Here is a 22,946-nt window from a genome sequence, read left to right on the forward strand (position 1 = left end):
CCGAGTTCATGTGCGGGGACCGTTGCGAAAGCGCCGTTGAACGAGCCGACGGCTGTCCGACCTGCGCTGGCGATGACCACGGATGAATTGCTCATAAAAACCTCCCACCTACTGTGCCTGGACCCGAGATCATAGCTCGTCTCCCGACTGCTAGCGAATGTGTAGTCTCTGTTCCGCGGGACAGCGGCGGCGATGGCGGCCGTCAGCGAAGGAAATGCGCGGTCGTCTTAGCCGCCACTTCTTCCACCGATACCCCGTCCGCCGTTTCCATCAGCTGGAACGGCTGATCCGCAGCCCGCCTCTCGAAAACAGCAAGATCGGTGATGATCGTATCGACGACGTTGCGGCCCGTGAGGGGCAGGGTGCAAGCAGGGATGAACTTGGGCGAGCCATCTTTGGCGACATGCTCCATGAGAACGACAATCTTCTTCACCCCTGCGACCAGGTCCATGGCTCCGCCCATTCCCTTGATCATCTTGCCCGGAATCAGCCAGTTGGCAATGTCGCCATTCTCGCTCACTTCCATGGCGCCGAGCACGGCAAGGTCGATGTGCCCTCCCCGGATCATGGCGAAGCTGTCCGAGCTCGAAAAATAGCTGCTGCTCGGCAATTCGCTGATCGTCTGCTTGCCCGCGTTGATCAGATCAGCATCCTCCTCGCCCTCATAGGGAAATGGCCCGATCCCAAGCATGCCGTTTTCCGACTGCAAAACAACTTCGATCCCCGGCGGGATGTGATTGGCCACCAATGTCGGTATGCCAATGCCCAGGTTGACGTAAAAGCCGTCCTGAAGGGATTTTGCGGCGCGGGCCGCCATCTGATCACGAGTCCAGGCCATTATGCCGTCTCCCTCTTCCGAACGGTCAGCGATTCGATCTTCTTGTTGTACGGACTGCCGACAATCATGCGTTTGACGTAGATGCCGGGAAGATGAACGCTGTCGGGGTCGATACTGCCGGCCGGGACGACTTCTTCGACTTCAGCCACGCAGATCTTTGCTGCGCCAGCCATCGGCTGATTGAAGTTGCGGGCGGTCTTACGGAAGATCAGATTGCCTTTTTCGTCGGCTTTCCAGCCCTTGATGATGGCAAGATCGGCAAAGATGCCGCGTTCGAGAAGATATTCTTGATCGCCGAACATCTTGGTTTCCTTGCCCTCGGCGACGATCGTGCCGACGCCGGTCTTCGTGTAGAAGCCTGGGATTCCGGCGCCACCGGCGCGGCAGCGCTCGGCAAGTGTGCCCTGCGGGCAGAACTCCACTTCGAGTTCGCCGGCCAGATATTGCCGCTCGAATTCCTTGTTCTCGCCGACATAGCTCGAAATCATCTTGCGGACCTGCCGGGTTCTGAGCAGTTTGCCGAGACCTTCGTTGTCGATACCCGCGTTGTTAGAGGCGATCGTCAGGCCAGAGACCCCTGAATCTCTTATCGCGTCGATGAGCCGCTCGGGGATCCCGCAAAGGCCGAAACCTCCGGCGCAAATCGACATGCCGTCGAAAAGCAGCCCCTCCAACGCGCTCGCAGCATCTGGGTACAGTTTTTTCACCAAGACAGTCAGCCTCCTCTTCCAGTCGCGGCATTGAGCCATGTTCAAGCCATAAGTTCCAATTATTTGTTTTTTGCAATAAACATAGACAATGTCTATCAATCGAATTTCGCTCTATCACTTGGAAACCCTGATCTGGATCGCCAGACTGGGCAGCTTTGGGGCTGCAGCCGAGCGCCTGAATGCGACGCAACCGACAATCTCGGCTCGCGTCGCGGAGCTGGAGCAACGTTTAGGTACCACATTATTTCAGAAGAACGGTCGAGCAATGACTCTGACGCCGGCCGGACGAGAGCTGGTGCGCGACTACACGCCGCTCTGGGAGCAACTGCAGGATGTCCTGCTCCGGAGTTCGGGATTCGGGCAAATCAGGGGAACGGTCCGTATCGGAGCTGGTGAAATCGCAGCAGTCACCTGTCTGCCATCCTTCATCGCAGATCTGAAGGGTTACTGGCCGGAGTTGAATTTCGAAGTCGATATCGAACTGACCGCTCAGCTCATTCAAGGTCTCCAGAACGGGCAGAGCGACCTGGCATTTGCAGCAGGATCAGTGGCCCATCCCGGGCTTCGTTCCATGCCCATAGGTGCGGCCGAGCTCGTTTGGGTCGCGAGTCCCTCGGTCGCCTCCCGGCTTGTCGACGGCTCCGCCCTACACGCGATTCCACTTTGGTCGCTGCGCGAGCACTCCCCACTCAATCAGGTGGTCCGATCGACGATCGCTCGCATAGGGGGATCTGCTCGGCAGCTCAATCTCTGCAACAATGTGCGGATGATGATCGATATTGTCACCGCCGGCGACGGCTTTGCGCTCGTTCCTCAATCGATGGTAGCGTCGCAATTACAATACGGCACTTTGATGAGGATCTTTCCCCAGGAAAGGCCTGACCCGATCATGTTCCACGTGATCTCGCGCGTGACAGAGGCAGACCCTGTCATTTTGGAAGTGTTGCGGTGTGCGAAAGACATCCGCCTGGAGCCGCATGAGACGCTTCCGCCGCGCGTTTTGACGCCCTGAAAGATACCACCAGAAGCGAACAGCATCGATCAGACGTCCTGCGGCTGGACTGGAACGTGGTGACTTAAGCGGTTGCCGCTGCGTTCGATGGCCCAGAGATGAATACGTAGGGCTTTCCGCGATCGTGGATTTTTCGAGCTCTGCCGTGAAGTGACCGGCAGTTTGGGCCGCGTCATCACCGGCGGCATGCAAGAGCGGGCCACTGCGCGGCATCGCGAATGTGGCGCGCAATGTTCCACATCGCCACTCGAAAAGCCGTCGATACCGCAAGCATAGGCTCGAGAAATGAAATCTCGGCACTGTTCTGGATCGCGCATATGAGACTGGTTTCAGGAAACTGTATGGTGCCCAGGACCGGAATCGAACCAGTGACACGCGGATTTTCAATCCGCTGCTCTACCAACTGAGCTACCTGGGCTAACCCGCTTCCGACGGCGCTTTCAGAAAAAGTACCGTGGGGCCTTGGTTCGCCCCGGAAGCGAGCGGGGTTATAGCATCTTGTTCGCCCATGGCAAGCATCAAATGACTCTTTTTTGACGGTCTTGCCAGTTTTGCCGATTCATGAGGAAAAATAAGAGCTTCGGCAGGCGGATGATCTAAAGCGCATCGCGATCTATCAGATTCGCTCCTCGTGCTTTGGGTCCTTGTTTTTCCGCATATCGTTGCCGCAAAACCGCGCACACGTTTGCGCGACGTGCATTAGTTTTCCTCGTCGGGATAATCGGCCTTCGTCTCGTCGTCCGCAACCGGAATGGCATAAGAGCCGGTAAGCCAGCGGGAGAGATCGACCTCGCGGCAGCGATTGGAGCAGAAGGGATAGTGTTCGCGGTGCGAGGGTTTGCCGCATTCGGGGCAAGGGCGCGCCTTGCGCAGCGGTTCGACCTTGGCGGCCGCTTTCTTGTCTTCAGGCATGATCGGTCCGTTCGATGAAATCGGCCCTAAAGCGGTCGAATGAAACGTGATTCACGCGACGCGCTTCAGCTCGTTGTTTATGCATGTCGTGGTCCGGAACGGCTGCACACTCCGGGCGACATGCATCAAGGCTCAGCCCTCGGGCCACCGGCTGTGCACATCGAAGCCTTCGCCCGTCAGGAGCAGAATGGTTTCATAAAGCGGCAGGCCGACAACATTGGTGTAGGAGCCCACCATCTTCTGCACGAACGTGCCGGCAAGGCCCTGGATGCCGTAAGCGCCCGCCTTGCCGCGCCACTGGCCGGAAGCCAGGTAGTTCTCGATCTCGAAACCGGAAAGCCGCTTGAAGCGCACCTTGGTCTCGACGATCTTCTGGCGGATCTTGCGATCGGGCGTCACCAGGCAAACGCCGGTGTAGACAAGATGGTTGCGTCCCGACAACAGATGCAGCGAACTCAGCGCCTCGTCGGCGAACTCGGCTTTGCCGAGAATGCGCCGGCCGACGGCGACGACCGTATCGGCAGACAGGATATAGCTGCCCTTCCAAGTGATATCGCCCTTGATGGCGGCAAGGGCCGCCTCAGCCTTCTCGGCCGAAAGCCTCCGGGCGAGCGAACGCGGATGCTCCGACTTCTTCGGCGTCTCGTCGATATCCATCGGCATCAGGCGCGAAGGCTCGATGCCGGCCTGGTTGAGCAGATCGACGCGACGGGGCGAGCCCGAGGCCAGGATGAGCTTGTATTTCAGCGCCATGAAACTTCGACCATCGGCGGACGGGGAGCGGGCAAACTTACTTGAAACGGTAGGTGATGCGGCCCTTGGTCAGGTCGTAGGGCGTCATTTCCACCAGCACCTTGTCGCCGGCGAGAACGCGGATTCGGTTCTTGCGCATGCGGCCGGCGGTGTGGGCGATGATCTCATGTTCGTTTTCGAGCTTCACGCGAAACGTCGCATTCGGCAGAAGTTCGGTGACGATTCCCGGGAATTCGAGGACTTCTTCTTTCGGCATATAGTGGTTTTCTTCCTGTGGGTTGAAGAGGCAGCGCAACGCGCGCCTTTAAAATTTGCGCGGAAACTACACAATCAAGGCGGGTTTGTGAACCTTGTTGATCGGGCTTTCCTTTATTTGTTTTCATGCCGATTGCGCGGCAATGCCATTTCGTCTGAGCAGCCGGCTTTCGATGAGGCCGGCCAGGTGGTTACGAACCTCGCGATAACTTTCCAGCATCTGCTCGCGCGTTCCGCTGACGACCGTCGGATCCATGGTCGGCCAGTAGACGACGTCGATCGCGTTCGACCGCGTCAGCTCGAGGGCAGCGTGATGGGCTTGCGGCGACAGCGTGATGATCAGATCGAAATAATCATCCTCGAGTTCTTCCAGCGTCTGCGGCTGGCGGCGCCCGAGAGAAAGTCCGATTTCCTCGAGCACGACATCGACGAAGGGATCGCGCTCGCCGGCGCGAACGCCGGCGGACCTTATATAGGTATTGCCAGGCAGAATGCTACGGGCGATCGCTTCGGCCATGGGCGATCGGATGGCGTTCATCCCGCACATGAAGAGGATGGCGCCCGGCCGCTTTCCCTCATCGACGTCAGCGGCGAGATCCATGGCCGTCATCCGCGCCAGTAGAGCACGCAGACCAGGGTGAAGAGCCGCCGGGCGGTATCGAAATCGACCTCTATCTTACCGGCCAGCCTGTCTTTCAGTGTCTGCGAGCCTTCATTGTGGATGCCGCGGCGTCCCATATCGATCGCCTCGATGCGGCTTGGCGTGGCCGATCGGATCGCTTCATAATAACTTTCGCAGATCATGAAGTAATCCTTGACGATCCGCCGAAAGGGGGTGAGCGACAGGATGTGAGTGGCGACATCGCCGCCCTCTTCCGTCTTGATGGCGAAGACCAGCTTCGAATCGACCAGCGAAATGTTCAGCCGGTAAGGCCCGCCGGAATGGCCGAGCGGCGCGAACCTGTTCTCCTCGATCAGGTCGAAGATGGCGACGGCGCGTTCATGCTCGACATCGGGCGTCGAACGGCCGATCGTATCGTCGAGGACGACGTCGCAAAGCCGGAAATCGCCCGCCGCCATCCCCTCACCTATCGAGGTTGAGGCGGATCGCGACCGACCGCGCATGGGCATCGAGGCCTTCGGAAACCGCTAGCGCGATCGCCGCCGGGCCGAGGGTGCGCAATTGCTGCGGGCCGAGGCGCAGGATCGAGGTGCGCTTGACGAAATCGAGCACCGAAAGACCGGATGAGAAGCGCGCCGAACGCGCCGTCGGCAGCACATGGTTCGAACCGCCGACATAATCGCCGATTACCTCAGGCGTGTGAGCGCCGATGAAGATCGCGCCGGCATTGCGGATGCCATCGAGCAGCCGGTCCGGATCGGCCAGCGCCAACTCGACATGCTCGGCCGCAATACGGTTTGCCAAGGGAACCGCCTGCTTCAGATCGGCAACGAGGATGACAGCGCCGAAATCGCGCCAGCTTGCCGCCGCAGTCTCGGCGCGGTTCAGCGTCTTCAGCTGGCGTTCGACCGCCTGCTCCACTCCCTTGCCGAACTCTGCATCATCGGTGATCAGGATCGCCTGGGCGCTGGCGTCGTGCTCGGCCTGCGCCAAAAGGTCGGCGGCGATCCAATCGGGATTGTTGTCCTTATCGGCAATCACCAGCACCTCGGAAGGACCGGCGATCATATCGATGCCGACGGTGCCGAAGACATGACGCTTGGCAGCGGCGACATAGGCATTACCGGGACCGGTGATCTTGGAGACGGGAGCGATGGTCTCGGTGCCATAGGCGAGAGCTGCGATCGCCTGGGCGCCGCCGACACGATAGATCTCGGTCACGCCCACCAGCCTTGCGGCGGCCAGCACCGCCGGGTTGACGGCACCGCCAGTGGCGGGAACCGCAATGACAATACGCTCGACGCCGGCGACCTTGGCCGGCACGGCGTTCATCAACACCGAACTCGGGTAACTCGCAGTGCCGCCCGGGACGTAGAGCCCGACCGCCTCGATCGCCGTCCAGCGCGAGCCGAGACCGACGCCGAGATCGTCCTCGTAAATATCATCCTTCGGCAGTTGGCGGCGATGGTGGCTCTCGATACGCAATGCCGCAAGCTTCAGCGCGCCCAGCACTTCGGCAGGCACCGCCTCGATCGCAGCGTCGATCTCCTCAGGTGTCACGCGCATCGGCACGGTGGAAAAATCGATGCCGTCGAATTTCAGCGAATATTCGGCCAGCGCCGCATCGCCGCGCGCCCTGACGTCGTCGATGATGGCACGGGCCACCGAATTGACATCCTCGGAGACTTCGCGCTTCGTCGTCAGAAAGGCGGCAAAATGCTGCTCGAAACCTTCCGACGCCTGATCCAGCCAGATTGCCAAGACCGATATTCCTTTTCAACTCGAACCGCGATGTTCAAACTTCAGGTGTCAAGCCATTCAGGGATGGCGAGGTTTGGCAGCCGCCTGCCATGCGCCGCCGATATCGGCCATCTGGACTTCGATACATTCGACATCGAGCGCAATCGAGGCCGTGCCCGACAGCGCCAGTTCGATCGTGCCATCCGGCCCCTCGCCCTTCTTCTCGAAACGGAGCGCCAAGAGCGACAGCACCTCATCGCGCTTGCCACGATCGATGCCGAGGGAACGGACGGCAAGCACGCGTTTGAACACCAGAGCGGCGCGGCGGCGCTCGAATCCTCTGCGCTTGCGCGCGGCACTTTCCCAGACGAAGCGATTAGCCGCAAGCGCGAACTGGGCACCGCGCGGCGACCAGTCGATGTCGCCGACCTTGAAGACGCTATCCTGCATATGCGCCGATATGATCGCGAGGTCTTCGTCATCAAGCGCAACAAGCTTCAGGTCAGTCATTCAGGCTCAATCCCCAGAGCATGATGCCGAAAGTGCGAGCAGTTTTCGGACGACATCATGCTCTTGCTATTTAACAGGCATCACCGGAATGGCGATGCGTCAGACAAGGGAAATAAGATGCTGCGACCGATTACGCAACCAGAATGACGGCCTCTACTCGCTGATGCGCTCGACGACGGCGCCGCAGCGGGTCAGCTTCTCTTCGAGCCGCTCGAAACCGCGGTCGAGGTGATAGACGCGGGAGACCGTGGTTTCGCCCTCGGCGGCAAGGCCGGCGATGACGAGCGAGACGGAGGCGCGCAGATCGGTCGCCATGACAGGCGCGCCGCGCAGGCGCTGGACCCCCTCGATCTTCGCCGTCTGGCCGGAGAGCGTGATCCTGGCGCCCAGCCGGGCAAGCTCCTGCACGTGCATGAAGCGGTTTTCGAAGATCGTCTCGGTGACATGCGAGATGCCGGAGGAGCGGGTCATCAGCGCCATGAACTGCGCCTGCAGATCCGTGGGAAACCCGGGGAAAGGATCGGTTACGATGTCGACCGGCTTGATGCCGGCGCCGTTGCGCCTGATGCGCATGCCGTTGTTGGTCGCCGAGATGTCGGCGCCGGCGCGGCGGAGCGTTTCCAGCGCGGTTTCGAGCAGCGCCACATCGGTATTTTCGAGCACGACGTCGCCGCCGGCCATGGCGACGGCCATGGCGTAGGTGCCGGTCTCGATGCGATCGGGCAGGACGCGGTGACGGGCGCCGGAGAGCGAGGTGACGCCTTCAATGGTGATCGTCGAGGTGCCGGCGCCCGAAATCTTGGCGCCCATGGCGTTCAGGCAGTTGGCGAGATCGACGACTTCGGGTTCGCGCGCGGCATTGCCGATGACAGTCGTGCCGCGGGCAAGCGTTGCCGCCATCATTAGCACATGGGTGGCGCCGACGGAGACCTTCGGGAAGGTGTAGCGCGCGCCGATCAGACCGCCGTCAGGCGCCCTGGCGTTGATATAACCGGCATCGATCTCCATGGTCGCACCGAGCGCCGTCAGGCCGTCGATGAAGAGATCGACCGGTCGGGTGCCGATGGCGCAGCCGCCCGGCAGCGATACGCGGCAATGGCCTTCGCGGGCCAAGAGCGGCCCGATGACCCAGAAGGAGGCGCGCATCTTCGAGACCAGCTCATAGGAAGCGGTGGTATCGACGATGGTGCGGCAGGTGAAATGGATCGTGCGGGCGTAGGAATCCTCCTGGCGCTCGCGGCGGCCGTTGACGGCGACGTCGACGCCATGATTGCCGAGAATACGCATCAGAAGTTCGACGTCGGCCAGATGCGGCACGTTTTCGAGCGTCAGCGTATCGCTGGTCAGAAGCGAGGCGATCATCAGCGGCAGTGCGGCATTCTTGGCGCCGGAAATCGGAATGATGCCATTCAGCTCATTACCGCCGACAATTCTGATACGATCCATGTGCGCTTACTTCCTGAAAGTTCTGCCTTGAAAGAAGGAGTGAGGTGTTTAGGGGATTTATGAAGAGGGTTCAATTCGTGCGGGACGGAACATTATGATTCGTCCATTTTTGCGGCGGGCAGGCCGTTTGTTTCGTCGGCCTGGCCGGAACGGCGGGCGCGCACCTGCTGTTTGCGTCTCGAAAGGTTTTCCCTGAGCTTTTCGGCGGCGCGCTCGCGGCGCAGTTTCGCCTGTGCCTCAATCGCCTCTTTACGGCTCTTCTGGCCGGTTTCGGTCTTGTCGTTCATGTCAACAGAATTAGCCGAATTCGCGCCGATCCAAAAGTCCCTTGCACCTCTATCCACGCGAAGTTGGATTTTGCGGCTTGCGCTTGTCGCCAAGCTGTGGCAATAGCCGCCCCGTTCCCGCAATTGAGCCGCCCGGCTCCATGCGGATCTGGTCCTGCTGCCGTAGCTCAGTGGTAGAGCACACCCTTGGTAAGGGTGAGGTCGGTGGTTCAATCCCACTCGGCAGCACCAGTTTTCTCCCGGACACCATTTTCTTACGCGTCTGGCTGCCCTGATCCGGCTGCCGCCACCGAGCTGCGTGGAGCCAACGGTCTCGACCCGTCCTTCGCCCGCTTGCCGGACGAGGGGATATGCCGCAACCTGCGTCCCTCTCGAAGCTCTCGCGCGGCACTTCCCCTCGCCCCGTTTACGGGGAGAGGGTTAGGGTGAGGGGCAGCCATCTGCACGAAGCGGTCAGCATTGCAGCACAATCAGGAATTTCGGTCTCTTCGAGATAATAAGGCAGGAACGGGGATAGTTGCCAGCGTTCCATCCGTTCGGCGGTGATCACGAGATCTTCATCTGGCTCGAATATGCCCTCGACGTACCATCGATTAAGACTTATGCGTGCGTAATAGGAAGCGATATCGATTCCAAATGACGGTAGCCTAACCCGCATATATTCCCGCTGCATTCTTGGGACGACTTCAGTGGAAAGGCGCGCCAGCAAAGCCTCTTCAGCTACCCTCTCTGCGCCGTGAGCTAAAACCGGCATTGCCAGCGCCCCGCAGAGCAACGCAGCCTGGATCAAATTTCCATCTAACCCCATGTCGGGCCCCTCAGCTTTCCCGAGCATGGTAGCGGTAGCAGCGCACAAGCGCCATACAACTTCTCTGCAACTACTCAAAAATTCGTCCGGGCGTCCACACCCAGACGATCCGCCTCACTCAAGCTGGCATTTCGCCTCATCTGCAACAAACGATTCACCATTGTTGACGGCAAAAATCGCGCTAGAATGCCTATCATGGCGGCGTCCGTCCTGAGAATGGGAGGCGTCGCACCCTGTTTCTGTCGACAATCGTGGAGGAGTATCGATGGCAACTGAACGATGGAACAGCCCGGTCACGGTCGGTTTCGAGGGAGCCGATGCGCGAACGGTCAACGGGCCGTTCGATGCCTTGAAATGCCTGGCGGATTTCTGGCCGAGTTCGCGCGGACTTCGTTACATCAAGGCCCGCAGCACCTGCCGGGCGGCGTTGGACGGTCGCAAAAGCATGGAGGAGGCGAGAGCCGAGTTCCTGGCGGCGGCCGAAGAGGCGAAGCTCAAGCTGCATTGACGCAGCAGACGCCCGGCCGTTTTCGGTTTGGTCAGCAAACTGTGCCGGGACGAGACATTGTTTAATTTTCACTTAACCCTGCATCGAGCAGGTGCCGGGTTTTGACGCAAAGGGCGTTGCGCCTGAGCCAGCTGTTTCGATAGAAAACATCCAGCCGTCATGATGACGGTCAGAGGCTCGTCATCCGGAAACGCAGGCGAGCCTCGTTCGAGCAGATCGAATTCAGCAATCCGCGCCGGCCCCACTCTCTATCTCGATATATCCCACACCGATGATCGTGCCGTCAGCCGCGCGGATGAAGGACGGTAGGTAGTGCGGCTCCGCCGGCGTGCAGGCGGTCGTCTCGGTATATTCGTTGAGGGCGATCTGATCCTTCGGCAGCGCGGAATAATCCGTACCGGTCTCGAGCGAGGCATAGGCTGAACCGGCAAAAAGGCCGCAGCCGATGATCAGAGTGAACGCCCAGAGGCGAGGAAGCGTCTGCATGATGGTCTCCAGCGTTTCGGGTCGGCATTTCAACACCTGGGGGAGCGCTTTGGTTCCCTCAGCGCCGCAACGGGCGACTGCGCACGACCAAGCCCTTGGCGAAAGAGGCCAGGTTTTCCATATGTGTCGGCATTGTGAAGTGGGATGACTGCGATGAAAGCGTTTCTGCCTGCCCTGTTTGCCGCGGCGTTGCTGGCCGGCTGCTCCTCGGCCGATACGGCCGCCCTCGAACCCATTCCCGGCAGCATCACCTATGGCGGCCAACCGCGAACCAAGCTCAGCAAATCGCCGATCGGCAGCGCCGTCTACAACCAGTTCTACAATGAGACGGGCCAGCGTGTGGAGGAAACCTATATTCTCCAGCCCGACCGCAACCTGAAGCTGGTGCGGCGCGAGGTGGGACCGGATTTCCCCGACTGACGATCGCCGCGCCGCGGACTTGACAGCGGCCGAAATCGCGAACATTCAAGGAACATCTAATCTTCTCGCAGTGATTCTGCGGGAGCCCGACCGGACGGCTGGATGTATCTCGAAAAGCTCAATCCGCAGCAGCGCATGGCCGTCGAGCACGGCACGCTCACCGACGGCAGCCATATTGCCGGGCCGCTGCTGGTCATTGCCGGCGCCGGCTCCGGCAAGACGAACACGCTGGCGCATCGGGTCGCCCACCTGATCGTCAAAGGCGCCGACCCGCGCCGCATCCTGCTGATGACCTTCTCGCGCCGGGCAGCAGCCGAGATGGCGCGGCGCGTCGAGCGCATCTGCCGCGACGTTCTCGGCACCAATGCCGGCATCATGGCCGATGCGCTCAACTGGTCCGGCACCTTCCACGGCATCGGCGCGCGGCTGCTGCGCGATTATGCCCAGCAGATCGGCCTCGATGCCGATTTCACCATTCACGACCGTGAAGACAGCGCCGATTTGATGAACCTTATCCGGCACGACCTCGGTTTTTCGAAGACGGAAAGCCGCTTTCCGGCCAAAGGCACCTGCCTTGCCATCTATTCCCGGGCGGTGAATTCGGAGACCGCGCTCGACCAGGTGCTGCGCGACGCCTTTCCCTGGTGCGCGGCCTGGGAGAAACAGCTGCGCGAGCTTTTCGCCTGTTATGTCGAGGCGAAGCAGGCTCAGAACGTGCTCGATTACGACGACCTCTTGCTCTACTGGGCGCAGATGGTCGGCGAGAGCATGATTGCCGAGGATATCGGCAGCCGCTTCGACCATGTTCTCGTTGACGAATATCAGGATACCAACCGGCTGCAGGCCTCGATCCTGATGGCGCTGAAACCGCAGGGACAGGGGCTGACCGTCGTCGGCGACGATGCGCAGTCAATCTATTCCTTCCGTGCGGCGACGGTGCGTAATATCCTCGATTTTCCCAACGCCTTCAGCCCGGCCGCCAATATCGTCACGCTCGACCGCAATTACCGTTCGACGCAGCCAATCCTGGCGGCGGCCAACGCCGTGATCGATCTCGCCTCGGAGCGCTTCACCAAGAATCTCTGGACCGAGCGGCAATCGGCGGAGCGGCCGCGCCTCGTTTCGGTGCGCGACGAGGCCGAGCAGGCGCGTTATGTCGCCGATAAGGTGCTCGACAACCGCGAGGAAGGCCTCAAGCTCAAGCAGCAGGCCGTGCTCTTCCGCGCCGCCCATCACAGCGGGCCGCTGGAGGTCGAACTGACCCGGCGCAACATCCCCTTCGTCAAGTTCGGCGGGCTGAAGTTTCTCGACAGCGCACACGTCAAGGATATGCTGGCCGCCTTGCGTTTTGCGCAAAACCCGCGCGATCGGGTGGCGGGCTTCCGGCTCATGCAGATCCTGCCGGGCGTCGGACCATCGACGGCACAGAAAGCGCTGGATGCGATGGCCGAGGATGCGAGCCCGTTGTCTGCTCTGGCATCTATGCCGGCGCCGCCGCGCACCGGCGAGGACTGGACTGATTTCGTTTCGGTGCTGCAGGAGCTGAAGTCGGGCAAGGCCGGCTGGCCGGCGGAAATCGGGCTGGCGCGGCAATGGTATGCGCCGCATCTGGAAAGGCTGCATGAGGATGCGGCGACGCGGCAGGCCGATCTCTTGCAGCTCGAACAGATCGCCGGCGGTTATGCCTCCCGCGAGCGTTTCCTCACCGAGCTCACCCTCGATCCGCCGGATGCGACCAGCGACCAGGCGGGCGTACCGCTTCTCGATGAAGACTATCTCATTCTGTCGACCATCCATTCCGCCAAGGGCCAGGAATGGACGCGGGTTTTCATGCTGAACGTCGTCGACGGCTGCATCCCCAGCGATCTCGCCGTCGGCGCCACCGCCGAGATCGAGGAGGAGCGCCGGCTGCTTTATGTGGCGATGACGCGCGCCCGGGACGGACTCGATCTCGTCGTGCCGCAACGCTTCTTCACGTACGGGCAGAATACGCAGGGCGATCGGCATGTGTATGCCTCGCGCAGCCGCTTCATTCCCGCGACGCTGCTGCAGTTCTTCGAGGCCTGCAGCTGGCCGCAGGTGAAATCGGAAGCCGCCGCTCAAGCGCAAGCGCGCCAGGTGCGCATCGATGTCGGCGCCCGCATGCGCGGCATGTGGCGATAGAACGCGTCGCATGAAATCGTAACTCATGCGACGCGCTTTGATCTGATGTTCAATAGTCCCAGAAGACCGGCACCCAGCGGAAGGCGTCGCCATCCACCGCGACTCGGCCGACGGAGGGGAACGGCAGGTGCGTGGCCACCAACTGTTCACCCGTCGCCGCCAGCTCCCGCAAGAGATCGAGGCGAACACGAGCTGCTTCCTGGGGATAGTGTTCGAAACCGTTGTACCAGTCGGGGTGCTCAAACCCGACCGCAAAGACGGCGTCGCCGGCGAATGTTAACCTGTCGCTGCCCGATGCCAGGCGGACGACGCTGTGTCCGGGGGTGTGGCCGCCGGTGCGTTGGGCCACTACACCCGGCGCCACCTCGGACCGCTCGTCGAACAGCCTGAGGTGGCTGCCGTACTCGCTGAGGAACCGCTTTGCGGTCGCCCGAAGCGCGTCCGGGAAGCCCGGCGGCATCGACACCTGGCTGAAATCGGGCGCTTCCCAGAACTTCGCCTCGGCAGCCGCCACGTGAATCCTGAGGTCTGGACGCAGTCGGTCCTTCACCCCATCGACCAGCAGGCCGCCGATGTGATCCATGTGCAGGTGGGTCAGCACCACGTCGGTCACCGCCGCAAGATCGACACCTGCGGCCTCCAGCCTCCTGATCAGCTGCCCGGCCCGTGGCAAGTTCAAGTCCGGGTCCAATCCGAGCCCGGCGTCAATGAGGATGGTCTGCCCGCCGCTGCGGACCAAGACGACGTTCAGCGCCCAATCGAAAGCGTCAGGCGGCAGGAACATATCCCCCAGCCACGCTGCCCGGTCAGCCGCGTCGACATTGTGCCCCAGCATCGCGGTTGGGAGCGGCAGCACCCCGTCGCTGATGATTAGAACTTCAATCTCGCCGATCCGCACCGCGTAGCGCGACGGAACCAGTTCGTCGGGCCGCGGTCGGCCGGGCTGGGTGCTGTCCAAGTTGATATCTGTCTCCTGCTGACCAGTCGTACGAGGTCTTGCTTCTGCCTGTGACATGATGCGCTCCTGTTTTGCGTGATCGAGAGGTGTCGGTTAGGGGTCACCTCCCGGACACTATGTCGGAGCGTGTTTGGCGGTCGATCGGATCAAGGGAGAGAAAAGGCTAGGCTTTAGCACAGGCCAGCCTATGGATTCGGCGTGTTGCAGTGCGGATTTAGCGTGGAGCGACCAGCAAGAGGACGCAGAAGCTCCCGCCCGGCAGGTATTGCCCTCGCCAGTAGCAACGCAGGAGTTAAGACATCAAAGCGAAAGCGGTGGCGCGGCCGGTTTCAGGAAGCGCTCGACCGTTTCCGCCGTCACCGCCTCGACCGATGCCGGCGACCATTTCGGATTGCGGTCCTTGTCGATGACAGCGGCGCGGATGCCTTCGAAGAAATCGGGATTATTCAGCATCTGGAGGCAGGCGCCGAGTTCGCGGTGGAGACATTCGGCAAGCGAGGTGCTGCGGCGGCCTGATCTCAGCAGCCACAGAGCGAGTTTCAGGCTGGTCGGCGAACGAGTCAGCAGCACCCGGCGGGTCTCGGCGGCAAACTCACCCTCTTCCTCGGCGAGAGCCGTGAGGATTTGCTCGACGCTATCGAAGGAAAATGCACGATCGATGATCGCTGCATTCTGCTGCAACCGGCTTTCTCCCCGAGGCTCGGAAAATGCCTGCAACACGGCGTCGACGTCGCGCGATGAACTCCCGCGCGGCAGGCCCGAAAGAGCATCCATCATCGCGTCGAGCCGCGACGAAGCGACTTGAAGGTCGGCCAGGCCGGCATAGATCGCGTCCGCAGCACCTATATCGAGCCCGGTCAGGCCGAGCCATGTCCCGGCTTCGCCGGGTGCCTGCGGCAGCAGCCATGTGGCGCCGACATCGGGAACATAGCCGATGCCCGTTTCGGGCATGGCTAGGCGCGTGCGCTCGGTGACGACGCGGTGGCGGCCATGCGACGACAGGCCGACGCCGCCGCCCATGGTGATTCCGTCCATCAGCGCGACATAGGGTTTGGGATAGGAGGCGATCTGGTGGTTGAGGCGGAACTCCTCGCGCCAGAAGGTTCCGGCGAGACCATCGCCGACGCGGGCGCTTTCATGGAGGGCACGGATATCCCCGCCGGCGCAGAAGCCGCGTTCGCCCTCGCCGGTGATCACAACGCTAGCCACATCGGGCTCGGAGGCAAAACCATGCAAGGCTTCCGTGAGCGTGCGGATCATCGGCAGCGTCAGACTGTTCAGCGCCCGCGGCCGGTTGAGCCGGATGATGCCGGCAGTGCCCCGCCGTTCGATGATCACTTCGCCGTGCTGCATGGTTCACCTCGTCCGTTGCACCATGCATAGACGAGGATGCGGCATCGCTCCAGAGCATTTCCAGCCGGCATGGATCGATTGCTCAGGCCGACGAGGACGGCCCGGGCTGACGCTGCGGCTTCGCAGCGGCCGGCATATTCGATGGCGAGCCCAGCGGCAGGGGCCGCGAAAAAAATAGGCCCCGCGCCAGACGAACACCGTCGGCCAATGGAAGTCCGCGGATGCTGAGGTAAACAGGCAGCAGCAGCCGAGACTCAAAAGGATGCGGCGGCAAGTGCCCGGTGGATGCTGTGCAGGTCGTCGACGTTTCTGTTCGACAGGGCGAGTTCCCAATCGAGCGAGCTCTGGACAATCGTTTCCAGCGAATCGTAGCGGGGTTTCCAGTCGAGCACCTGCCGGGCGAGCGAAGCGTCGGCGACGACGCTTGCCGAATCGCCGGGGCGCCGGGGCGCCATGTGGATCTTGAAGGAATGCCCGTGCAGGCGGGTGACCATGTTCAAGACGTCGAGCACGGAATAGCCGCTGCCATAACCGCAATTGGCAATGAGCGACCCCTTGTCCCTGCGCAGGTGCTGCAGCGCTTTCAAATGCGCATCGGCGAGGTCGGCCACATGGATGTAGTCGCGCACGCCGGTGCCGTCATGGGTGGGATAGTCGATGCCGTAGACATGGACGCTGTCGCGTTTGCCGAGCGCTGCCTGGCAGGCAACCTTGATGAGATGCGTGGCGGCCGAGGTCGACTGGCCGGTGCGGTGGTGCGGGTCGGCGCCGGCGACATTGAAGTAGCGTAGCGCGACATAGTTGAAATCATAGGCGGCGGCCGCATCGCGCAGCATGAACTCGGTCATCAACTTCGACTGACCGTAGGGATTTTCCGGATTGAGGGAGGCCGTCTCCTTCACCGGCTGATCGCTCTGCTGCTGGCCGTAGACGGCGGCCGTCGAGGAGAAGACGAAATGGCGGATGCCGGCTTCGATCGAAGCGGAGAGAAGCGCCCGGGTCTTGCCGGAATTGTTGTCGTAATAGGAGAGCGGATCGGAAACCGAAACCGGTACGACGGCGGAGCCGGCGAAATGGATGATCGCGTCGATGTCGTTTTCGATGAAGATCTTGTTAAGGATGTCGGGATCGGCGATGTCGCCGAGATAAAAACGCGCCGCCGGCGCCACCGCCCAGCGGAAACCGGTGGACAGGCGATCGAGCACGACCACATCCTCGCCCGCATCGATCAGCGCCCATACCATGTGACTGCCGATATATCCGGCCCCGCCCGTCACCAAAACCGCCATGCCCGCACCCCTGCTTCAACTTATCAGCAGGGGCATCAGGCGCCGGTTTTCTTTCCAATTTTCTTATCACAGCGCCGTTGGACGGCCTTTGAACAAGTATGTTTGGAGTCGTGGTTAGAGGCGGATTTCGGTCTTTGCTAGAGTTTTAGCGATCAGACGATTCCGGCACGCCAATCGCCCCGGCGGGTAATCAGAGGCCCCGTTCAACGTTTGGCGATATAGTCGCAGAGGCGCTCGGCTGCGATCGCCACTTGGGCGGGGTCACGCAGGAAGCAGGCGCGCAGGAAAAGCGCGCCGCCGGCGCCGAAGGCCGCCCCGGGAGCCAAGCCGACCCCGGTCTTGTCGACGATGTCGATGGCGGCGCTGCGGCTGTCGGTGACGCCGTCGATCTTGAGGAAGGCATAGATCGCCCCGTCAGGCTTCAGCGTCTCGACCCGGTTGGTGGCAACAAGCGCATCGCAGAGAATGTCGCGCGACCGCGCCGCCTTGGCGATGTTGGCAGCGACGAAATCGTCGCCTTGATCAAGGGCTGCGACGGCGCCCTTCTGCATGAACTGCGCCACACCGGATGTCGAATACTGGATGAGGTTTTCGAGCACCTGGCCCATTTCGGGGGGTGCCACGATCCAGCCGACGCGCCAGCCGGTCATCGACCAATTTTTCGAGAAGGAATTGACGAAGACGATCTTGTCGTCCGGCTCGATCACGTCGAAGAACGAGGCCGCGCGACCGCCGGCGAAGTAGTAGCGCGCATAGATCTCGTCGGCCATGATCCAAAGATCATGTTTGCGGGCAAGCGCCAGGATATGGGCGAGATCCTTGTTCGTCGCCGTCCAGCCGGTCGGGTTCGACGGCGTATTGATGAAGAGGCCGCGGGTTTTCGGCGTAATGGCGGATTCGACACGATTGAGATCGACAGTCCATCTACCGCTCTCGAACCGCAGCTCCACACCGACGGAGCGCGCACCGGCTATTTCGAGGGCTGCGGCAATATTGGGCCAGGCCGGGGTGAGGTAAACGAATTCGTCGCCCGGCGAGGTCAGCGCCTGCACGGAGATCTGGATCGCCTGCATGCCGGAGCCGGTGACATAGAAATGCTCGACCGGCAGGCGGACGGAAAAATGTCTGAAATAATAATCGGACAGCGCCCGGCGAAGCTCGGGAATGCCGCGCTGCCAGGTGTAAAAGGTCTCGCCGGCGGCCAGCGCATCCATCGCCGCCCTGCTGATGAAATCGGGTGTCGGCAGATCGCCTTCACCCACCCAGAGCGGCAGCAGGCCTTCGCGGCCGCGGGCATAATTGACGACTTCGACGATCCCGCTTTCGGGCGCCGCTATGGCGCGCGGGCTGAGGCTGTTTACGATCGACATGCATATCTCCGGTTTGCCTCTTCATAGAAGATTTGTGCCGGCAAATCCCATGATATCGAGTGATGGCATATCGATTTTCGTGATGAATGGCCGGGCCGATGTGGTGAGGGACTCCAATGCGGCATACCTCAGCCCGCCGCTGGCGAGTTTGACTGGAAAGCCAACCCACCCTCCGTCGTCCTCGGGCTTGACCCGAGGACCCATGCGGTGGCTGCTGATGGGTGCGGTGTGGATGCTCGGGTCAAGCCCGAGCATGACCGAGGGTGGGGCGTGCGGAGCCATTGTGAAGCCCACCAGAGGTTCTCAGTACGCTGCGCGGAGCCGCCGACTTCAGCCCTGATCAACCGTCGGGCGCGTGGCGAGGAGATCGCGGATCTCCGTCAGCAGCTGAACATCCGCCGGCGGTGGGGGCAGCTCTTCCGGTGCGGCCTTTTCCTGGCGCTCGACCTGCATGCGCAGATAATTGACGCCCTTGACCATCAGGAAGATGATCCAGGCCAGAATCAGAAAGTTGATGAGAACGGTGAGGAAGCTGCCATAGGCGAAGACCGCACCCTGGGCGCGGGCGGCGGCAAGTGTGGGCGCGTTGACGGCCGAGGAGAGTGGCAGGAAGTAATTCGAAAAATCGAAGCCGCCCATAATGGCGCCGACGATCGGCATGATAAGGTCATCGACCAAAGATTTGACGATGCCGCCGAAGGCGCCGCCGATGATGACGCCGACTGCAAGATCCATGACATTGCCGCGGGCGATAAAGGCCTTGAACTCGTTGAGCATCGGATCCGTCTCCCTTCGATCCCATTTCAGAGATATGCAATTGTTTCGATTAGCTACATCTTCATTGCAATTAATCAATCGGCAATCGCAATTATCCAGCGAGCTCGCCCATGCTCTTTGACTTAAGGCGTAGATCGGCGGGAATTTTCAAGGCAGCTGAAATGACTTAAGCTGATTTCATTGCGGGAGGTGCCGGCGGCTTTTCGCCGGCGGAGGATCAATGCTTCCAGGCTGGGTCATATTCGCGTCTGCCTTCGGCTATCTGCTCCTGCTTTTCGCCGTGGCAAGCTACGGCGACCGCAAGAACCGCGGCCCAGGGGCGCTCGAAGGCGGATGGCCCGTCGTCTATGCGCTCAGCCTTGCGATCTATTGCACCTCCTGGACCTATTTCGGCAGCGTCGGGCTTGCGGCACAGCGCGGCCTGGAATTTGCCGGTATCTATATCGGCCCGATCCTCGTCTTCACGCTCGGCATGCCGCTGCTTCGCCGGATCATCGAGCTTGCCAAGGCGGAGAAGCTCACCTCGGTCGCCGATTTCGTCGCGGCGCGCTACGGCAAGAATCCGACGGTCGCAACGATCGTGGCGCTGATCTCGCTGATCGGCACCGTTCCTTATATCGCGCTGCAGCTGAAGGCGATCTCGAGCACCGTCGGCGCCATGGTCAACCCGTCCGATTACGGCATCGGCAGCGGCAATCTCTATTTCCTCGACCTGCCGCTGATAGCCACCCTGGTGCTTGCCTGCTTCGCCATCATGTTCGGCACGCGTCATACCGATGCGACCGAACATCAGGACGGCCTGATCCTCGCCGTTTCGATGGAATCGGTGGTCAAGCTGGTCGCCTTCCTGACGGCCGGCGTCTGCGTCATCTGGTTTCTTTTCGACGGTCCGACCGATCTCTGGCAGAAGACCGTCGAAAATGATCTGGTCATGTCGGCGCTCGCTTACCATACGCCGATCAGCCGCTGGATCACCCTGATCCTGCTATCGGCCTTCGCGATCATCATGCTGCCGCGGCAATTTCACGTGACGGTCGTGGAAAACCGGACGGCGAAACAGCTGAAACTCGCGGGTTTCCTGTTTCCTGGTTATCTGATCGCCATCAATCTTTTCGTGCTGCCGGTGGCGATCGGCGGACTGCTGACCTTCGGCGGCGGCGGTAACGCCGATTTCTACATGCTGTCGCTGCCGCTTGCCGGCCAGATGCCGGTGGTGACGCTGATCACCTTCATCGGCGGCTTCTCCGCCGCAACGGCGATGGTCATCGTCGATTCCGTGGCGCTGTCGATCATGGTGTCGAACGACATCATCATGCCAATCTTTTTGAGGCGCAAGCTTGCCGGCCGCGCCGGCCAGCGCGACGATTTCGCCAAGACGCTGCTCAACATCCGCCGCAGCGCCATCTTCGCCGTGCTGCTGTTCGGCTATGCCTATTACCGCTCGACCGACAGCACTGCCGGGCTCGCCTCGATCGGCCTTCTTTCCTTTGCAGCGATCGCGCAGATCGCCCCGGCACTGTTCGGCGGGCTGATCTGGCGGCGTGCGAACGCCCGCGGCGCAATTCTCGGGCTGACCTCCGGCTTCGTCATCTGGGTCTATCTGCTGTTCCTGCCCTCGCTCGGCGGGCCTGACTATTCCTATGTGGCGAGCGCCGTACTCGGCTTCATCTTTCCCGGCACGACGCTGTTTACCGCGCCCGACGCCGATCCGCTGGTCAATGCGACCGTGATGAGCCTGCTTGTCAACTCCGCCTTCTTCGTCGTCGGTTCGCTTACCCGCAATGCCAGGCCGCTGGAGCGCATCCAGGCCGGCATTTTCGTCAAACGGCATTCCCGTTCGCAATTTGCGACGCGCGGCTGGAAGACGCGCATCAGCGTCGGCGACCTCAAGGCGGCGATCTCGCGTTATCTCGGCGAGGAGCGAATGCAGCGCTCGTTTACCACCTACGAGCAGAGCTCCGGCCGTAAGCTGGAGGATGAGCAGCCAGCCGACATGGCGCTCATTCATTTCAGCGAACAGCTGCTCGGCAGCGCGATCGGCTCGTCTTCGGCGAGGCTGGTGCTATCGTTGATCCTGCAGAAGATCGAGGATGCCTCTTCCGACACCGCCTGGCTGCTCGATCAGGCGAGCGAGGCGCTGCAATATAATCAAGACATGCTGCAGACCGCGCTGTCGCAGATGGACCAGGGCATCGCCGTGTTCGACAGTTCCAACCGGCTGACGATCTGGAACCGACGCTTCCGGCAATTGCTTGATCTGCCCGAGAATGCCGGCCAGGTCGGTTTTCCGCTTTCTGAGATCGTCACCATCCTCAGCCAGCGCGGCGACATCGCGCCCGCCGATCTGCAGCAGACGGTGCGGCATTTCCTGACGCTCGACAAACCCTTCGCGCTGGTGCTCGGCGGCGGCGAGCGGATCATCGAGGTGCGCTCCAACGCCATGCCCGACAAGGGCATCGTCGCCACCTTCACCGACATTACCCAACGCGTCAGCGCCGATCAGGCGCTGAAACAGGCGAATGAAACGCTGGAGCAGCGGGTCGCCGAACGCACGGCCGAGCTTACCCGCGTCAACCGCGAACTCGCCGTAGCGCGGGCCGCCGCCGACGAGGCGAATATCGGCAAGACCCGCTTCTTCGCCGCCGCCGGCCACGATATCCTGCAGCCGCTCAACGCCGCCAGGCTCTATTCCTCGGCACTGGTCGAACGCATGTCGCAATCCGACAACAGCCCGATTGTGCGCAATATCGATTCAGCCCTGGAATCGGTCGAAACCATTCTGGGCGCGGTGCTCGACATCTCACGGCTCGATACCGGCGCCATGCGGCCGCGGCTTGCCTCCGTCGCGCTTTCCGACCTGTTGGAGCGGATCGAGACCGACTTTGCGCCGATCGCCCGGGAAAAGCGGCTGAAGCTGGTGGTCATGCCAACATCGCTGCGCGTTCGCTCCGACCCCAACCTTCTGCGCCGACTGGTGCAGAACCTGGTTTCCAATGCCATCAAATACACGATCACCGGCAAGGTGCTGGTCGGCGCACGGCGGCGCGGCAACCAGGTGATCATTCAGGTGATCGATTCCGGCATCGGCATTCCGCCATCGAAATTCCGCACCGTTTTCAAGGAATTCGCGCGGCTGGACGAAGGAGCAAAGACTGCCTCCGGCCTGGGTCTCGGCCTTTCAATCGTCGACCGGATCGCCCGTGTGCTCAACCACCCGGTCGAACTGAACTCGACGCATGGCAAAGGCACGGAATTCCGCATCTCGATGCCGCTCGACGTCTCACGCCCGGCCGAAGCTGCCGCAGCAGTCGCCCCGACCGATCGGCCGGGACAGCCTCTCAAGGGGCTGCAGATCCTGTGCATCGACAACGAGCCCAAGATTCTCGAAGGGATGCGGCTTTTGATCAGCGGCTGGGGATGCGAGGTGGAAGCGATGGATTGCCTCGCCGACGCGATCGCCATCGACGGAAGCAGCGGCCCGCCGGATCTGGTTATTGCCGATTATCATCTCGGCGACGGCACCGGCATTGCCGCAATCCTGCATCTGCGCCAGCAATTCGGCACCGATATCCCCGCTCTGCTTGTTACCGCCGACCGCACGCCGGAGGTGCGCAGCGAGGCGGAGCGACATGGCATCGCCGTTCAACACAAGCCGGTGCGGCCGGCGGCCTTGCGCGCCTACATCACCCAGATTTCCGGTATCAAACGCGCGGCTGCGGAATAGGCTGC

General features: G+C 61.5%; 23 protein-coding genes and 2 tRNA genes. 6 read left to right on the forward strand and 19 right to left on the reverse strand.

Going from position 1 to position 22,946, the window contains the following annotated elements:
• Positions 1-202: 202 nt before the first annotated feature.
• Positions 203-838 (reverse strand): 3-oxoacid CoA-transferase subunit B, encoded by a 636-nt coding sequence (locus tag GA0061105_RS07035; RefSeq protein ID WP_064693734.1) that lies wholly within the window; start codon positions 836-838, stop codon positions 203-205.
• Positions 838-1,545, reverse strand: a complete 708-nt coding sequence (locus GA0061105_RS07040) for a CoA transferase subunit A (RefSeq protein WP_208601635.1) — start codon at positions 1,543-1,545, stop codon at positions 838-840. The genes GA0061105_RS07035 and GA0061105_RS07040 overlap by 1 nt, the downstream gene beginning before the upstream one ends.
• Positions 1,546-1,636: 91 nt before the next feature.
• Here GA0061105_RS07040 and GA0061105_RS07045 point away from each other — a divergent pair, with 91 nt between their 5' ends.
• Positions 1,637-2,560, forward strand: coding sequence for a LysR family transcriptional regulator (locus GA0061105_RS07045; protein ID WP_064693732.1), 924 nt, complete (start codon positions 1,637-1,639; stop codon positions 2,558-2,560).
• A gap of 342 nt (positions 2,561-2,902) precedes the next feature.
• Here GA0061105_RS07045 and GA0061105_RS07050 read toward each other — a convergent pair.
• The 10 genes from GA0061105_RS07050 to GA0061105_RS07095 all read right to left on the reverse strand — a co-directional run bounded on the left by GA0061105_RS07050 (position 2,903) and on the right by GA0061105_RS07095 (position 9,085).
• Positions 2,903-2,978, reverse strand: a tRNA-Phe gene (locus tag GA0061105_RS07050).
• Positions 2,979-3,259: 281 nt separating this feature from the next.
• Complete coding sequence (gene yacG / locus GA0061105_RS07055; protein ID WP_064693766.1) at positions 3,260-3,472, reverse strand: DNA gyrase inhibitor YacG; 213 nt, start codon at positions 3,470-3,472, stop codon at positions 3,260-3,262.
• 132 nt (positions 3,473-3,604) lie between these two features.
• Entirely contained in the window at positions 3,605-4,225 is a 621-nt protein-coding gene (locus GA0061105_RS07060) for a Maf-like protein (protein WP_064693731.1), read from the reverse strand.
• A gap of 37 nt (positions 4,226-4,262) precedes the next feature.
• On the reverse strand, positions 4,263-4,481 hold the full coding sequence (infA, locus tag GA0061105_RS07065; RefSeq protein WP_003545338.1) for a translation initiation factor IF-1: 219 nt from the start codon (positions 4,479-4,481) through the stop codon (positions 4,263-4,265).
• A gap of 123 nt (positions 4,482-4,604) precedes the next feature.
• On the reverse strand, positions 4,605-5,090 hold the full coding sequence (locus tag GA0061105_RS07070; RefSeq protein WP_208601630.1) for an arsenate-mycothiol transferase ArsC: 486 nt from the start codon (positions 5,088-5,090) through the stop codon (positions 4,605-4,607).
• Positions 5,087-5,560, reverse strand: a complete 474-nt coding sequence (locus GA0061105_RS07075) for a UPF0262 family protein (protein WP_064693729.1) — start codon at positions 5,558-5,560, stop codon at positions 5,087-5,089. The genes GA0061105_RS07070 and GA0061105_RS07075 overlap by 4 nt, the downstream gene beginning before the upstream one ends.
• Positions 5,561-5,564: 4 nt before the next feature.
• A complete protein-coding gene (hisD, locus tag GA0061105_RS07080) occupies positions 5,565-6,863 on the reverse strand; it encodes a histidinol dehydrogenase (protein ID WP_092749080.1) in 1,299 nt (432 codons plus the stop codon).
• A 57-nt stretch (positions 6,864-6,920) separates the two neighbouring features.
• Entirely contained in the window at positions 6,921-7,352 is a 432-nt protein-coding gene (locus GA0061105_RS07085) for a DUF2948 family protein (protein WP_064693727.1), read from the reverse strand.
• Positions 7,353-7,505: 153 nt separating this feature from the next.
• A complete protein-coding gene (gene murA, locus GA0061105_RS07090) occupies positions 7,506-8,798 on the reverse strand; it encodes a UDP-N-acetylglucosamine 1-carboxyvinyltransferase (protein ID WP_064693726.1) in 1,293 nt (430 codons plus the stop codon).
• 92 nt (positions 8,799-8,890) lie between these two features.
• Positions 8,891-9,085 (reverse strand): hypothetical protein, encoded by a 195-nt coding sequence (locus GA0061105_RS07095; protein ID WP_011423945.1) that lies wholly within the window; start codon positions 9,083-9,085, stop codon positions 8,891-8,893.
• A gap of 156 nt (positions 9,086-9,241) precedes the next feature.
• Here GA0061105_RS07095 and GA0061105_RS07100 point away from each other — a divergent pair.
• Positions 9,242-9,316, forward strand: a tRNA-Thr gene (locus GA0061105_RS07100).
• 175 nt (positions 9,317-9,491) lie between these two features.
• Here GA0061105_RS07100 and GA0061105_RS07105 read toward each other — a convergent pair.
• The gene (locus tag GA0061105_RS07105; protein WP_092749718.1) at positions 9,492-9,893 is read right to left on the reverse strand and encodes a hypothetical protein; all 402 of its coding nucleotides are present in this window, start codon (positions 9,891-9,893) and stop codon (positions 9,492-9,494) included.
• Between the two features lie 265 nt (positions 9,894-10,158).
• On the opposite strand from GA0061105_RS07105, the gene GA0061105_RS07110 reads away from it, so the two are divergent.
• Positions 10,159-10,401, forward strand: a complete 243-nt coding sequence (locus GA0061105_RS07110; protein WP_064693724.1) for a DUF982 domain-containing protein — start codon at positions 10,159-10,161, stop codon at positions 10,399-10,401.
• Between the two features lie 222 nt (positions 10,402-10,623).
• Here the strand turns inward: GA0061105_RS07110 and GA0061105_RS07115 are convergent, their stop codons facing one another.
• Positions 10,624-10,887, reverse strand: a complete 264-nt coding sequence (locus tag GA0061105_RS07115) for a hypothetical protein (RefSeq protein ID WP_064693723.1) — start codon at positions 10,885-10,887, stop codon at positions 10,624-10,626.
• A gap of 153 nt (positions 10,888-11,040) precedes the next feature.
• Between GA0061105_RS07115 and GA0061105_RS07120 the strand changes: the two genes are divergently transcribed.
• Positions 11,041-11,307, forward strand: coding sequence for a hypothetical protein (locus GA0061105_RS07120; protein ID WP_092749720.1), 267 nt, complete (start codon positions 11,041-11,043; stop codon positions 11,305-11,307).
• Positions 11,308-11,409: 102 nt separating this feature from the next.
• Positions 11,410-13,470, forward strand: coding sequence for an ATP-dependent helicase (locus GA0061105_RS07125; RefSeq protein ID WP_092749082.1), 2,061 nt, complete (start codon positions 11,410-11,412; stop codon positions 13,468-13,470).
• 49 nt (positions 13,471-13,519) lie between these two features.
• Here the strand turns inward: GA0061105_RS07125 and GA0061105_RS07130 are convergent, their stop codons facing one another.
• The 5 genes from GA0061105_RS07130 to mscL form a co-directional block, all read right to left on the reverse strand.
• The gene (locus GA0061105_RS07130; RefSeq protein ID WP_064693720.1) at positions 13,520-14,485 is read right to left on the reverse strand and encodes an MBL fold metallo-hydrolase; all 966 of its coding nucleotides are present in this window, start codon (positions 14,483-14,485) and stop codon (positions 13,520-13,522) included.
• A 243-nt stretch (positions 14,486-14,728) separates the two neighbouring features.
• Complete coding sequence (locus tag GA0061105_RS07135; protein WP_092749084.1) at positions 14,729-15,781, reverse strand: enoyl-CoA hydratase/isomerase family protein; 1,053 nt, start codon at positions 15,779-15,781, stop codon at positions 14,729-14,731.
• Positions 15,782-16,035: 254 nt separating this feature from the next.
• The gene (gene galE / locus GA0061105_RS07140) at positions 16,036-17,070 is read right to left on the reverse strand and encodes a UDP-glucose 4-epimerase GalE (RefSeq protein ID WP_092749086.1); all 1,035 of its coding nucleotides are present in this window, start codon (positions 17,068-17,070) and stop codon (positions 16,036-16,038) included.
• A gap of 203 nt (positions 17,071-17,273) precedes the next feature.
• Positions 17,274-18,440, reverse strand: coding sequence for a pyridoxal phosphate-dependent aminotransferase (locus GA0061105_RS07145; protein WP_092749088.1), 1,167 nt, complete (start codon positions 18,438-18,440; stop codon positions 17,274-17,276).
• A gap of 330 nt (positions 18,441-18,770) precedes the next feature.
• A complete protein-coding gene (gene mscL / locus GA0061105_RS07155) occupies positions 18,771-19,217 on the reverse strand; it encodes a large conductance mechanosensitive channel protein MscL (protein ID WP_092749092.1) in 447 nt (148 codons plus the stop codon).
• Positions 19,218-19,437: 220 nt separating this feature from the next.
• On the opposite strand from mscL, the gene GA0061105_RS07160 reads away from it, so the two are divergent.
• Positions 19,438-22,941: a PAS domain-containing hybrid sensor histidine kinase/response regulator gene (locus GA0061105_RS07160; RefSeq protein ID WP_092749094.1), complete on the forward strand. Its 3,504-nt coding sequence runs from the start codon at positions 19,438-19,440 to the stop codon at positions 22,939-22,941.
• The last annotated feature ends 5 nt before the right edge of the window (positions 22,942-22,946 follow it).

The sequence above is a fragment of the Rhizobium aethiopicum genome, from assembly GCF_900094625.1.
GTDB lineage: Bacteria > Pseudomonadota > Alphaproteobacteria > Rhizobiales > Rhizobiaceae > Rhizobium > Rhizobium aethiopicum.